Source organism: Sphingomonas sp. TDK1 (assembly GCF_001650735.1).
GTDB lineage: Bacteria > Pseudomonadota > Alphaproteobacteria > Sphingomonadales > Sphingomonadaceae > Sphingomonas.
This window is the reverse complement of the sequence record NZ_LXVY01000011.1, coordinates 22,853-35,371: the sequence shown is the minus strand read 5'-3', so window position 1 is coordinate 35,371 and position 12,519 is coordinate 22,853. Positions and strand designations below refer to the sequence as shown.

Annotated in this window: 11 protein-coding genes; 5 read left to right on the top strand and 6 right to left on the bottom strand. The window is 68.0% G+C overall.

What is annotated here, in order from left to right; genetic code table 11:
• Positions 1 to 6: 6 nt before the first annotated feature.
• From epsC to A7X12_RS09450, 4 genes are all read right to left on the bottom strand, one after another.
• On the bottom strand, positions 7 to 993 hold the full coding sequence (gene epsC, locus A7X12_RS09465) for a serine O-acetyltransferase EpsC (protein ID WP_064311398.1): 987 nt from the start codon (positions 991 to 993) through the stop codon (positions 7 to 9).
• Positions 956 to 2,248: a dicarboxylate/amino acid:cation symporter gene (locus A7X12_RS09460; RefSeq protein WP_064311397.1), complete on the bottom strand. Its 1,293-nt coding sequence runs from the start codon at positions 2,246 to 2,248 to the stop codon at positions 956 to 958. Before A7X12_RS09460 ends, epsC begins: the two co-directional genes overlap by 38 nt.
• A 127-nt stretch (positions 2,249 to 2,375) precedes the next feature.
• Entirely contained in the window at positions 2,376 to 2,744 is a 369-nt protein-coding gene (locus A7X12_RS09455; RefSeq protein WP_064311396.1) for a hypothetical protein, read from the bottom strand.
• Positions 2,745 to 2,813: 69 nt separating this feature from the next.
• A complete protein-coding gene (locus A7X12_RS09450; RefSeq protein WP_064311395.1) occupies positions 2,814 to 3,377 on the bottom strand; it encodes a helix-turn-helix domain-containing protein in 564 nt (187 codons plus the stop codon).
• A 90-nt stretch (positions 3,378 to 3,467) separates the two neighbouring features.
• On the opposite strand from A7X12_RS09450, the gene A7X12_RS09445 reads away from it, so the two are divergent.
• The gene (locus A7X12_RS09445; RefSeq protein WP_064311394.1) at positions 3,468 to 3,908 is read left to right on the top strand and encodes a DUF6456 domain-containing protein; all 441 of its coding nucleotides are present in this window, start codon (positions 3,468 to 3,470) and stop codon (positions 3,906 to 3,908) included.
• On the opposite strand, the gene A7X12_RS09440 is transcribed toward A7X12_RS09445, so the two are convergent.
• Positions 3,901 to 6,405, bottom strand: a complete 2,505-nt coding sequence (locus A7X12_RS09440) for a DUF2339 domain-containing protein (RefSeq protein WP_064311425.1) — start codon at positions 6,403 to 6,405, stop codon at positions 3,901 to 3,903. The genes A7X12_RS09445 and A7X12_RS09440 overlap by 8 nt on opposite strands.
• Positions 6,406 to 6,504: 99 nt before the next feature.
• Here A7X12_RS09440 and A7X12_RS09435 point away from each other — a divergent pair, with 99 nt between their 5' ends.
• The 4 genes from A7X12_RS09435 (at position 6,505) to A7X12_RS09420 (ending at position 11,011) form a co-directional block, all read left to right on the top strand.
• The gene (locus A7X12_RS09435; RefSeq protein ID WP_064311424.1) at positions 6,505 to 7,170 is read left to right on the top strand and encodes a glutathione S-transferase family protein; all 666 of its coding nucleotides are present in this window, start codon (positions 6,505 to 6,507) and stop codon (positions 7,168 to 7,170) included.
• Positions 7,171 to 7,203: 33 nt separating this feature from the next.
• Entirely contained in the window at positions 7,204 to 8,157 is a 954-nt protein-coding gene (gene dapF, locus A7X12_RS09430) for a diaminopimelate epimerase (protein ID WP_064311393.1), read from the top strand.
• 3 nt (positions 8,158 to 8,160) lie between these two features.
• Complete coding sequence (locus A7X12_RS09425; RefSeq protein WP_064311392.1) at positions 8,161 to 8,535, top strand: winged helix-turn-helix domain-containing protein; 375 nt, start codon at positions 8,161 to 8,163, stop codon at positions 8,533 to 8,535.
• An 88-nt stretch (positions 8,536 to 8,623) separates the two neighbouring features.
• A complete protein-coding gene (locus A7X12_RS09420; RefSeq protein WP_064311391.1) occupies positions 8,624 to 11,011 on the top strand; it encodes a TonB-dependent receptor in 2,388 nt (795 codons plus the stop codon).
• Positions 11,012 to 11,038: 27 nt separating this feature from the next.
• On the opposite strand, the gene A7X12_RS09415 is transcribed toward A7X12_RS09420, so the two are convergent.
• Positions 11,039 to 12,514 carry an NAD(P)(+) transhydrogenase (Re/Si-specific) subunit beta gene (locus tag A7X12_RS09415; RefSeq protein ID WP_064311423.1) on the bottom strand — a complete coding sequence of 492 codons (1,476 nt, stop codon included), beginning with the start codon at positions 12,512 to 12,514 and terminating at the stop codon, positions 11,039 to 11,041.
• Positions 12,515 to 12,519 lie beyond the last annotated feature (5 nt).

Genomic DNA, 12,519 nt, shown 5'->3' with positions numbered 1-12,519 from the left:
TGATAACTAACGGTTCTCCAGCCGAGCGATCATGTCGCTTTGCGCATCGCCCTCCAATGTGACCGCCGCGGGCTGCACCAGAACGCTATGCGGCGGCACGTCATCGAGCAGCCAGACATTGCCGCCGATCGTGCTGCCGTGGCCAATCGTCACCCGGCCGAGGATCGTCGCGCCGGCGTAGATGATAACATCGTCCTCGATTATAGGGTGCCGCGCATAGCGGCTACGCGGCCCCGCCGGGGCGAGCCCGAGCGGGCTTCGCGCGCCCAGCGTGACGTGCTGGTACAGCCGCACATTACGCCCGATGATCGTCGTCTCTCCGATCACCACCCCGGTGCCATGGTCGATGAAGAAGCTCGGTCCTATCGTCGCCGCCGGGTGAATATCTATACCGGTCCGCGCATTGGCGAGTTCGGACAAGATCCGCGCGACGATCACCGCGCCCAGCCCGTGCAGCTGGTGAGCGATGCGATAATACAGGATGGCCAGCGCACCGGGATAGCTGATCAGGATCTCGTCGACACTCCGCGCTGCGGGATCGCCGACGAATGCCGCATCAACATCCTCATCGAGCAGGATACGGATCTCGGGAAGCGCCGCTGCGAAAAGGCGGACGAGGAGGTCTGGCTGGTCGGTGTCAAACGGACTGTCAACGTGCAGCTGCCAATAGTCGAATTCGGCGGCGAGCTCGGCGCGCAGGATGGCGAAGCCCCGGGTCAGCTGCTCGGCAACGAAATCATCCTCCCGTGCGATGCCGCCGCGAAAGCCGCCTAGCCGCGTCGGGAACAGCGCCGCAGCCATATGCTCGATAAAGCGGGCCAGCTCCGTCGGCGCCGGGAAGCGCGACAGCCCGCGATGCTCCGCCCGCCGCGCGCGCCACGCCGAGCGCACGCCGTTGAGCGCGGAGACCGCATCCGCGACTTCCCCCGCGAACGGATTCCCCGATACCACAGGATCAGGCCGCAACCGTGCGGACGGCGACGGCCGGCGCATCGGGAGCAAGCAACCCGCTCTGCCGCGCGACGATGGTCGGCACCAATGCCTGGCCGGCAACGTTCACGGCCGTGCGCCCCATATCAAGGATAGGGTCGATCGCCAGCAACAGCCCTGCCCCCTCAAGCGGCAAGCCCAGCGTGGACAGCGTCAGCGTCAGCATCACGGTCGCGCCCGTGAGACCCGCCGTCGCGGCGGAGCCGACGACCGCGACGAAAGCGATCAGCCCATAATCGGCGAGGTGCAGCGGTACCCCGAAGAACTGCGCCACGAAGATCGCGGAAACCGCCGGATAGATTGCCGCGCAGCCGTCCATCTTGGTCGTCGCGCCCAGCGGCACCGCAAAGGCCGCATAGGCCGATGGCACGCCCAGCCGCTCGACCACTTCCTCGGTCACCGGCAACGTGCCGACCGAAGAGCGAGAGACGAACCCAAGCTGGATCGCCGGCCACGCAGTTGCAAAAAAGCGCAGCGGATTCAGACCATTGGCGAGCAGTAGCGCCGGGTAGACGACCAGCAGCACCAGCGTCAGACCGATATAGACGGCGCCCGCAAAGGCACCGAGCGCCGACAGCGCATCCCAACCGTAGCGCACCACCGCATCCCCGATCAGCGCAGCAGTGCCGATCGGCGTCAGCGCGATCACCCAGCGCAGCAGCCGGCGGAAGATGACCAGCGCCGACGCGTTGAACTGCAGGAACGCGGCACCTGCCTCCCCCACCCGCACCGCTGCGGCACCGATCGCGATGGCCGCCACGATGATCTGCAACACGTTGAACGACAGGCCGGTGGTCGCCGCGCCATCCTTAAGGGTCGTGGCAGCGGTGATGCCAAGGAAATTGGCCGGCACCACCCCCTTCAGGAAATCGAGCCAGGAGCCGGTGCTGGACGGCGCCTTCGCCGCGCTGGCGGCAACGCCGGCGTGCAGCCCGGGCTGGAGCAACAGCCCCAGCGCGATGCCGATCAGCACCGCGATCAGCGCAGTGGCAGCGAACCAGAACAGCGTGCGCGCCACCAGCTTCGCCGCATTGTCGAGATCCCGCAGCGCCGCGATCGAGGCGACGATCGCGGTGAAAACAAGGGGCGGCACCAACGCCTTGAGCAACTGGACGAAGATCTGGCCGCCGGTGTGCAGCGCCTCGCCCAATCCGGCCTGCCCCGTACTGCGCACCGCAAAGCCAAGCGCCAGCCCGGCTACCATGCCAAGCAACACCTGAAGCGCGAAACGGGGGCGGGAACGGGTGGCGGTGGCCATGGACGAGCAGCTCCTTTGTCGAGCTGCCAAAATATCCCATCAATGCACTAGGAAAACAAAGTTTTGCTATCAGTGGCGCACGATCGGCTTTTTGCCCGGGCGGCCCGCCGACCGCCCGGGCACCGGATCAGTTCGCCTTGAAGGTCGGCTTGTCACCGGTGAACGCCACGGTGATGTAGCTGTTGTCACAGGCATTATAGCCGGACCAGACTGCCGTGCTCTTGTCCTCGAAGGTCGCGCGCACGTCGAACTTGCACGCGGTGGCGGCCTTCTCGAAATGCACGGTGGTCTTGCCGCCGGCCTTGACCTTGGTGTCCTTCTTGAGCTCCGGATCGACTTTGTTCTCGGTCCAGCTGGTCGTCCCCGTCGGCGCGACCTCGATCTTTTCGATCACTTTGCCGGTGCTGTTGACCAGCATGAAATCCCATTCATCGGCCAGCGCCGGGGTGGCGATGGTGAAAGCCGCTGCGGATGCGATGAACGCCAGTTTCTTCATGGTCTTCTTCCCTCCTGTTGCGCAGCATTTTGCGCCGAACGGGTGCAGCGGGCAAGGGCGTAACAATGCCTATAGCGCGCGGACCAGTCGCACCGCGACGGCAATCCAGGCCGGGTCCGTCACCACCTGCTGCCGGCCGCCCGCGCCGGGTGGGAGCAGCTGCAACCGGTCGCCCTCGCGACCGATCAGCCGCCCGAACAGGAAGCGCCCCGCCGGGCGCGGCACCAGCACGTCGCGGTTCAGCGCGCGGCCGAACTCGACAGGAGCAAGTCGTTCGCACCAGATCGCGTCGCCGGCGCGGTAGTCGCCGACGCTCGCCTCCACGGCAACCGCGACCGTGCCGGCGTCGGGCCGGGGCGGCACCAGCGTGGCGGGACGACGCGGGGCATAGGCGCCTTCCGCCTCCAGCACCGCGGCGACGGGCACGTCCGGCCTATCGGGCAGGTGCACGAGATCGGCTGCGTCGACCTCCAGCGCGGCGGCGATCCGGTTGAGCCAAGCCACCGACACCGTACGCGTTCCCGTTTCCAGCCGGCCGATGGTTTGCGCGGTGGTGGGCGGCACACACCGCCGAGCGACATCGTCAAGCGTGAGACCCTTGGCACGACGGACTTCGCGAATCGCGGTGATCATGTCCTGCTCCTAACCGATTTGGTTTTCTTCTTTCCTACAGGTGCGCCGCGATGGCAAGAGCGACGAAAGTCGAACAAAAGGAGATCATGCATGCGCGAGCTTGTAGAGCGGAAGACCGATCGTGGCGGCAGCGTAACCGTCAATCTGCGGGAGTCGACGCTCGCCTGGCTGCAGGCGCGCGGCCATGTCGATGCCCGGCAATATGAGGCCGGCGAACGGCTGCGGTGCGATTTCGAGCGCGCCGCAGTTGGCCCCAGCGTGACGATGCGGTGGGACCCCGCGCCGCGACGGGCAGGTGGTGCGCCACTCGATCCGCTGGATCCCAGCCTCGCCCAAATCGCGGCCAAACGCCGTTTCGACGCGGCGATCGCCGCCGTGGGCGGCGGCCTCTCCGACATCCTGTGGCGCGTGGTGTGCGCCGGCGAAGGGCTGACCGCCGCCGAAAAGGCGCTTGGCTGGCCCTCGCGCGCCGGCAAGCTGGTGCTGTGCCTCGCGCTGGACCGCGTGGCGGACCATTACGGCCTCAGCTGACGGGCTGCTCCGCCGCCGCGGGCCGGGCAAGGAAGCGGCTATAGGCCCAGCCGATCGCAATCAGGGCCACACCCAGGCCGAGGAAGGACAGGATTCGCAGCAGCCCGTCCAGCGCGGCGGCATCGACCAGGAACACCTTGAAGGTGGTTGCAGTCAGCAGCCCCAGCCCGGCGAGTCGCAGGTCGTGTCGGCTCGCCGCGATCCCGCGCCACAGCCAGCCCAGCGCCAGCACGAGCAGGACCGCCGAATAGCCGCCATTCTCCAGGCTGGACATCGGGCCGGTCAGCACCATGCCATGCGCGAGCCACCGCACCACCGCGAGCGCGGCGGCGATGCTGAGCAGTGCGGCAGGCACGCGCAGCTTGGGCAACGTCCAGCACCAGAAGGCGGCCAGGCCAAAATGCAGCGCCAGCAACGGCCCGGCGCGCTGCGCGACGAACGCGGCGTTCAACAGCACGCCGTCAAACCAGAGCAGACGCGCCAGCCCCAACAGCAGCAGCGCGCGTCCCAGCACGGGCAGCCTATTGCTGCGCAGCAATCCCCAGCCCGTACCCAGGCAAAGCTGGGTCAGCAGCGCCCGCTCGATGAAGCCCCAGGCCAGGAACTGCTCGATACTTGCGATTGCGAGCGGCTGCTTGGCGAGCACGTAGAGCATCAGCACCGCCAGCGCTGCGGCAACTGCCGAAGCGGCGCGACGCCAACGCCCGAACGCGCGCGGGTCGACGAGGAAAGCGATCGCTGCCAGCGTCGGCAAGGCAAGCTGGCGGAGCAGGTCGCCGGCAAGCGGCAATCCGGCATAGAGCAGCCGCTCGCCCCCGAGGCTCTGGCCGACGACGAGGGCGACCATGGCGAGGTGCACCGCGCCGCCGACGACGGTTGCGATCAGCGGCAGCACCGGCAGCGCGAACAGGGCCCGCGCCTGCACGCGCCGGGCCCACAAGGCGAGACCGCCCAGGGCCAGCGCGAACGCCACCGAGCGCCAGCCTGAAGGCAGCGCCTGCGCGATCGCGACGGTGGCGAGCAGTCCCGTCATCGCGGTCGCGGCGGTCAGTGCCGGGTCGTCGCGGTCGCGCGCAAGGCACCAGGCGAGGCGCGCGCAGGCGACGGCGGCGGCAAGCTCGCACAAGGTCCAGCCCAGGTCCGGCAGCAGGCCCTGGGCGAAGGCATGCGCCACCAGCACCGGCCCGCCGGCGCCGAGCAGCGCCATCAACACCCATAGCCGCCCCTTGCTCCAAAGCCACTGGCCGGCCCCGGCAAACAGCAGCGTCGCTACCACCGCGGCGACGGGCGCAGCGCCGTGATGCGGCGCGGTGAAGGCAAGCCCCTCCAGCGCGAGCAGCAGCACCAGACTCGCCAGCGCTCCCGGCAGATACAGGGGATCGCGCCAGGCGAGCACCAGCGTCGCGGCAGCAAGCACGAGGTAGAAGCTCCAGGCCAGCGGCCCGAAATCAAGGCCCGGCGCGATCGCGACCAGCTGCAGCAGCCCGACGAGCAGGGGCGCCAGCCGCAGCCAGCGATTGCGGATACCCGCCACCGGCAGTGCGGCACTCGCCCCGCCGGCCACCAGCATCGTGAACCCGCCGACCGAGGCAAGGCTGCCACGTCCATCCAGCACCGCGATCAAGAACTGCGCCCAGGCGAGCCCCGCGAAGCTCGCCGCGAAGGCGAGCCAGCCCCAGCGCCGATGTACCGCCAGCCCGAACAGCGCCGCGACGAACAGGCCGAGATAGACGAGCAGCGGCCCGATTCCCGCCGCGTCGAACCCGGCGACCAGCGGCGCGACGAACCCGCCGACCAGAGCCATGATCGCGGTGGGCGGACCGTGCCGCAGCGACAGGCCCATCGCGCCCAGGGTGACCAGCACCACCGCGCCAAACGCGGGGATCGGCGCGATCAGATGATAGAGCGCCGCCGCCATGTAGAGCGTTCCGTAGAGGCTCGCGATGCCCGCCCCCGCAAGCGCCTGGCCCAGCCGCGCGTCGTCCCGGGTCGCGGGCAGCCGCCGCACCGCTTCGCTGGCGGCGACGAGCAGCAGGCCGAACAGGGCCGCGATGCAGGTCCGCGCACCAGGCCCGAGCAGGCCCTGCTCGATCGAGTAGCGGACCAGAAAGAAGCCGGCGAGCACCAGTGCGACGCCGCCGATCCAGATCGGCAGCCGCCCGCCGACCAGCGTTTCGAAATTGAGCCGCGGCAGGGTGAAGGCGGGGGCGGAAGGGGTGGTTTCGGCCGCCGATGCCGCGTGCTGGAAGCGATGGTCCAGCTCGGGGGAGATGGACGCGAGATGTTCGGGCGCGGGTTCGATCGGCGCTGCGACGTCCGGCGCCACGACGTACGGAATCGCGGCAGCGCTGGTGGCGGCGGCACCGTCCCGCTGCAGCCGATCGACACGCGCTTCCATCGCCTGCAACGCCTGTTCGAGCCGGTCGATGCGACGCTTGAGCATGGCGATGGCCACGGCGACGCCGATGGCGATAAGCAGAAGGGGATAGCCGATCATCCGCGACAGCTTGGCACGGGTGGCCGGCAATGTCGCGCAAAGGCCGCGCAACCGCCCGGGAAATCGGCTATGCTGCGCGCCATCAGGAGAGGAATGCCGATGATCGTCTACGGTTCAACGCTTTCGCCCTATGTGCGCAAATGCATGGTGTTCGGCGCCGAGAAGGGCCTGGAACTGAAGCTGAAGTTCGCCGGCCCCGGCAGCCCGGACCCGGAATTTCGCGAGGTCAGCCCCTTCGGCAAGATGCCGGGCTTCCGCGACGGCGACTTCACCATCTCCGATTCGACCGCGATCGTGACCTATCTGGAAGCGAAGGTCCCCGAGCCCAATCTGATCCCGCTGGATCCCCAGGCCCGCGCCCGCACCATCTGGTTCGACGAACTCGCCGATACGCTGATGATGGCGGCCGGTGGTACCATCTTCGGCAACCGCTTCGTCAAGCCGCGGGTGATGCAGCTTCCCTGCGACCATGCCGCTGCCGACCAGGCGGAAAACGAGCAGCTGCCGCCGATCCTCGACTATCTCGAGCGCACCATCCCGAACAGCGGCTTCCTCGTCGAGGATCGCTTCACCCTTGCGGATATCGCGGTGGCGAGCCCGCTCGCGACGCTGGGCTGCATCGGCGTCTGTGTCGATCGCAGCCGCTATCCGCGGACGGCGGCCTATGTCGATGCGATCCACGCGCGCCCGACCTTCGCGACGATCATCGCCCGCGACCGCGCGCAGGTGGCGGCGATGGGTGGCGGCGTGCCGCGGGCGGCATAGCCAAAGCGCTGCCCGTTCCCTAGATGGGGCGGCATGCGCATCGCCTTCATCAAATGCCACGGATCGGGGAACGACTTCCCCCTGATCGACGCCCGCGACCTGACGCTCAGCGAGCCGCAATGGGCGACGCTTGCCCGGCTGCTCGCCGATCGCGCGGGGCCGGTCGGCGGGGACGGGCTGCTCGCGCTGGTGCCGGGGGACGACATCCACGCGTTCGGCATGCGGATGTGGAATTCGGACGGATCGGAGGCGGAGACCTGCCTCAACGGCCTGCGCTGCACCGCGCGGCTGGGCTTCGACGTGCTCGGCATCGACGCCGCGCAGGTGAAGCTCAAGACCAGTTCGGCCAGCGCGGCCCGCGAGTCAGCGATCGCGCCCGGCGTCGCGACGATCCGCACGCTGGTCGGGCCCAACGCCACGCGCGCCGTCGATGTCGGCCTGGTGGGCGCGCCCGAACAGGTGCTCGACGCCGCGATCGAGGGCCTGCCCAACCCGCGTCGCTTCACCGCCGTGGCGATGCCGAACCCGCATCTCGTGACCTTTGTCGAGGCGGTGGACGAAGCCGAGCTGGTCGCGCTCGGCAGCTGGTGCGAACGCCGGCCCGCCCTGCTCCCGGCCCGCGCCAATGTCTCCTTCGTCGAGCAGCGCGGGCCCACCAGCCTGTTCGTGCGGACCTTCGAGCGCGGCGTCGGGCTGACCGACAGCTGCGGCAGCGCCATGGCCGCCTCGGTATTGAGCGCCGCCCTCACCGGTCGCGTGCCGTTCGGCACCCCGATCACGGTATTCAACCGCGGCGGTATGGTCCGCGGCCAGGCCGAGCAGGACCGTCGCGTCATCCTGAGCGGCAACGCCACCTTCGAAGCAACACGAGCAGTCGACGTGGATTTCGCCACCGGCACGCTCGGCGCGGTGGAGACGCTGCAGGATCGCGACGCCGAGCGCGCGGCATGGGACGCCATGCTCGCCGGCCTGCGCGAGACGGCCTGAGCGATGAAGATCGGCCCGCTCTGGCTCAAGCTGCAGATCGCCTGCGGCGAGGCGCTCGCGTTCGGCCCCGGCAAGGCGGATCTGCTGGAGGCAATCTCTGCCACGGGCTCGATCTCCGCCGCCGCGCGGAAGATGGGCATGAGCTATCGGCGCGCCTGGCTGCTGGTCGACGAGATGAACCGCTGCTTCGATCCCCCCCTGGTCGAGACGTTGCGCGGGGGCGGGCTGGAGCGCGGCGCCCGCATGACGGAAACCGGGACGGCCGTGCTGGAGGCCTATCGCGAGATGGAGCGCGACGCCGCCCTGCTCGCCGAACGCCCCGCCTATGCGCGCCTGAAGGCGCATCTCCGCGACACCCCGATCGCACCGGAGACCTGATACCGAAGTTCTATATTCCACGAAATATAGTCTCGATATACGAGCGAACATAAAGCGTGGGAGCCTCCCGCGCAAAAGGGGTTCGTTCATGTATCGCTACGTCACTGTTTTGCTGGGCACCGCCGCCCTGATCGCCATCGCCGTGCCCGCGCATGCTCAGTCCGATGCGACCGCCGGCACCCAGGCGTCCAACCATAGCGCCGATCAGCTGGCCGAGGTCGTGGTGACCGCCCGCCGCCGCGCGGAGGATGCGCAGCGGGTGCCGGCATCCCTGTCGGTCGTCGGCGGCGACCTGCTCGACCAGAGCTACACGGTGAACACCCAGGCGCTGACGACGCTGATCCCCAGCCTGAACTATAGTTCGGCCAACCCGCGCAACACCGCCTTCACCATCCGCGGCCTGGGTTCGAGCGTCGTCGCGGTGAGCCAGGCCAATGACGGCCTGGAGCCGGGCGTCGGCTTCTATGTCGATCAGGTCTATCACGCCCGCCCCGCCACCGCCGCCTTCGACTTCGCCGACATCGCGCAGGTGGAGGAACTGCGGGGCCCGCAGGGCACGCTGTTCGGCAAGAACACCACTGCCGGCGCGCTCAACATCACCACGCGCGCGCCCAGCTTCACCCGCGAGGGCTTTGTCGAGCTTTCCTATGGCGACTACAACTTCGTCCAGGCGAAGGGGTGGGCCTCGGGGCCGATCTCCGACGTACTCGCCTATCGCATCTCCGGCGTCTCCACCCGGCGCGACGGCGTGCTCGACAATGTCCGCACCGGCGTCGCCGCGAATACGCTGGGCACCCAGGCGGTTCGCGGGCAGCTGCTCTACAAGCCCGACGAAATGCTGCGGGTGCGACTGATCGCCGATTTCACCAACTTCCAGGCCTATTGCTGCACCCAGGTCTATCTGCGCACCGGCACCAGCCTGCGCGCCGCCGGTCGCCAGTTCGGCGGTCCGACGGGTCTCGCGGCGCAGTTCGGCTATGCGCCGCCCAGCACCAATGCCTATGACCGCAAGGTCGATATCGACGGTCCCCTGAATACCGACACCAACGAAGGCGGCGTCAGCGCGATCGTCGACTGGAACCTGGGACCGGCGACGCTCACCTCGGTCAGCGCCTGGCGCTTCTGGAACTGGGATGCGGAGAACGACCGCGACTATACCAGCATCCCGGTGCAGCTGTCGCAGCACATCCCCTCGCGCCAGGACCAGTACAGCCAGGAGTTCCGCCTCGCCTCGAACGGCGAGCGCGCGCTCTCCTATGTCGGCGGCCTGTACGTCTTCGGGCAGAAGATCGTCGGCCGGCCGATCAGCATCTACGGCCCGGCCGCGGCGCGCTATCTGATCGGCACCACCACCGGCACCAACGCCACGCCCGTGCCCGCCAACCTGCTCGACGGCTATGGCCAGGACGGCCGCACCGATTTCCATACAATGAGCTATGCCGCGTTCGGCGAGGTGAACTGGCGGATCCTCTCCGACCTGACGCTGACCGGCGGCCTGCGCTACACCCAGGAAGACAAGGACGGCAGCTACAATACCATCGTGTCGGGCGGCTCGGCGACCGCCAACGCCGCACTGACGGCAGCGCGGCTCGGCGTGCTGCGCCCGCAGCGCTACACCGCGCACGACAATGACGGCAGCCTCTCCGGCCGCGGCAATATCGCCTGGCAGGTGACGCCGGGCTCCATGGCCTATGCGAGCTATGCCCGTGGTTTCAAATCGGGGGGCATCAACATGTCGGGCCTTCCGCTGGATAACAACAACCAGCCCGTGCTCGCCACCGCCGTGGTGAAGCCCGAGCGCAACGAGACCTATGAGATCGGCTTGAAGAACAGCTTCTTCGGCCGACGGCTGCTGCTGAACGTCGACGGCTTCTACACCAAGGTCCACAATTTCCAGGCGACCGTGGTCGAGAATTCGCTAACCCAGACGGTGCAGCTGCGCGGCTATCTCTCGAACATCCCCGAGGTGACGGTGAAGGGGATCGAGGCGGATGCGACGGCACTGCTGCTGCCCGGCCTGACCCTGCGGGGCAGCCTCGCCTATTCGGACGGCCGCTATACCGACTATCCCGCCGGCCCCTGCCCGCTGGAGGTGCAGACCGCCGCCACCACCCAGTGCAGCCTCACCGGCAAGCGGCTGGCATCGCTGCCGCGTTTCGCCTTTACCGCGGGGCTGGATTACGTCCGTCGCGTTGGCGCAGGCGCGGTGTTGCTGCATGTCGATACCGCGTCGCGGAGCAGCTATAACGGCGATCCCGGGCTGTCACGCTTCACGATGATCGACGGGTACAACCTCACCAATGCCAGTATCGGCTATCGCCTGCCGAACGGCGTCGAGCTGATCGTCTTCGCGCGCAACCTGTTCGACGCCAACTATATCCAGAATCTGACGATCCAGGCCGGCAATTCCGGCCTGATCGTCGGCACGCCCAGCGATCCGCGGACGATCGGCGGGACGATCCGCTTCCGCCTCTGAGGCGGGGCGGATCGCCCGGGGCGACCGTCAGTCGAGCGACTTGACGATCTCCTCGACCATCTTCTTGGCGTCGGCCAACAACATCATCGTGTTGTCGCGGTAGAAGACCTCGTTGTCGACACCCGCATAGCCGACGCCACCCATGCTGCGCTTCACGAACAGCACCGTCTTCGCCTTTTCGACGTCGAGCACCGGCATGCCGTAGATCGGCGAGGACTTGTCGGTCTTGGCCGCCGGGTTGGTCACATCGTTCGCGCCGATCACAAAGGCGACATCCGTCTGGGCGAATTCCGAGTTGATGTCCTCCAGCTCGAACACCTCGTCATAGGGCACGTTCGCCTCTGCGAGCAGCACGTTCATGTGTCCCGGCATACGGCCGGCGACCGGGTGGATCGCATATTTCACGCGCACGCCGTGCGCCTTCAGCTTGTCGGCCATCTCGCGCAGCACATGCTGTGCCTGCGCGACCGCCATGCCGTAGCCGGGAACGATGATGACCTGTTCGGCCTGGGACATGAGGAAGGCCGCATCCTCGGCGCTGCCGCGCTTCCACGGCCGGTCGACCGCCGCGGCGCCCCCGGCGGACGCACCCGCATCGCCGCCGAAGCCCCCGGCGATCACGCTGAGGAAGCTGCGGTTCATCGCGCGGCACATGATGTAGCTGAGGATCGCGCCCGAGCTGCCGACCAGCGCGCCGGTGATGATCATCGCCGAATTGTGCAGCGTGAAGCCCATCGCCGCGGCCGCCCAGCCCGAATAGCTGTTCAGCATCGATACCACGACCGGCATGTCCGCACCGCCGATCGGGATGATCAGCAGGAAGCCGATGGCAAAGCTGAGCGCCGTCACCGTCCAGAAAATCCACGGGCTCTGATCCTGCGTGAAATAGGCGATCAGGCCGAGGATTGCGGCGAGCACCCCCAGGTTGAGGACGTGGCGCGCGGGCAGCAGAATCGGCTTGCCGCCCATATTGCCGTTGAGCTTGAGGAACGCGATCACCGATCCCGAAAAGGTGATCGCGCCGATCGCGACGCCGAGCCCCATCTCGATCCGGCTCTGGAGGAAGATCACGCCATCGGACGCGATGCCGAACGCCCCCGGATTGAGGAAGGCCGCACCTGCGACCAGCACCGCCGCCAGCCCGACCAGCGAGTGGAAGGCCGCGACGAGCTGCGGCATCGCCGTCATCGCGATCCGTCGCGCGGTGACGATGCCGATCGCCGCGCCGATGCCGATCGCCGCCAGAAGCTCGATCAGCGTGAGCGTGTCCAGCACCGGTGTGCCGTAATTCTCGCAGATCGCGCCGGTCGGACAGGGCGGCGCGATGCGCGGCACATGCGTGACCAGCGTCGTTACCACCGCGATCGTCATGCCGATCATGCCGAGCCGGTTGCCCCGCTGGCTGGTGGCCGGGCTCGACAGCCCGCGCAGCGCCAGGATGAAGCATATCCCGGCGACGAGATAGGCCAAGGACGCCCATGGGTTGGCAGCGAGATGTTCCATGCTCA

Coding starts and splice junctions, on each gene's coding strand:
- epsC (WP_064311398.1), bottom strand. CDS start 993: ATGCGCCGGCCGTCGCCGTCCGCACGGTTGCGGCCTGATCCTGTGGTA.
- A7X12_RS09460 (WP_064311397.1), bottom strand. CDS start 2,248: ATGGCCACCGCCACCCGTTCCCGCCCCCGTTTCGCGCTTCAGGTGTTG.
- A7X12_RS09455 (WP_064311396.1), bottom strand. CDS start 2,744: ATGAAGAAACTGGCGTTCATCGCATCCGCAGCGGCTTTCACCATCGCC.
- A7X12_RS09450 (WP_064311395.1), bottom strand. CDS start 3,377: ATGATCACCGCGATTCGCGAAGTCCGTCGTGCCAAGGGTCTCACGCTT.
- A7X12_RS09445 (WP_064311394.1), top strand. CDS start 3,468: ATGCGCGAGCTTGTAGAGCGGAAGACCGATCGTGGCGGCAGCGTAACC.
- A7X12_RS09440 (WP_064311425.1), bottom strand. CDS start 6,405: ATGATCGGCTATCCCCTTCTGCTTATCGCCATCGGCGTCGCCGTGGCC.
- A7X12_RS09435 (WP_064311424.1), top strand. CDS start 6,505: ATGATCGTCTACGGTTCAACGCTTTCGCCCTATGTGCGCAAATGCATG.
- dapF (WP_064311393.1), top strand. CDS start 7,204: ATGCGCATCGCCTTCATCAAATGCCACGGATCGGGGAACGACTTCCCC.
- A7X12_RS09425 (WP_064311392.1), top strand. CDS start 8,161: ATGAAGATCGGCCCGCTCTGGCTCAAGCTGCAGATCGCCTGCGGCGAG.
- A7X12_RS09420 (WP_064311391.1), top strand. CDS start 8,624: ATGTATCGCTACGTCACTGTTTTGCTGGGCACCGCCGCCCTGATCGCC.
- A7X12_RS09415 (WP_064311423.1), bottom strand. CDS start 12,514: ATGGAACATCTCGCTGCCAACCCATGGGCGTCCTTGGCCTATCTCGTC.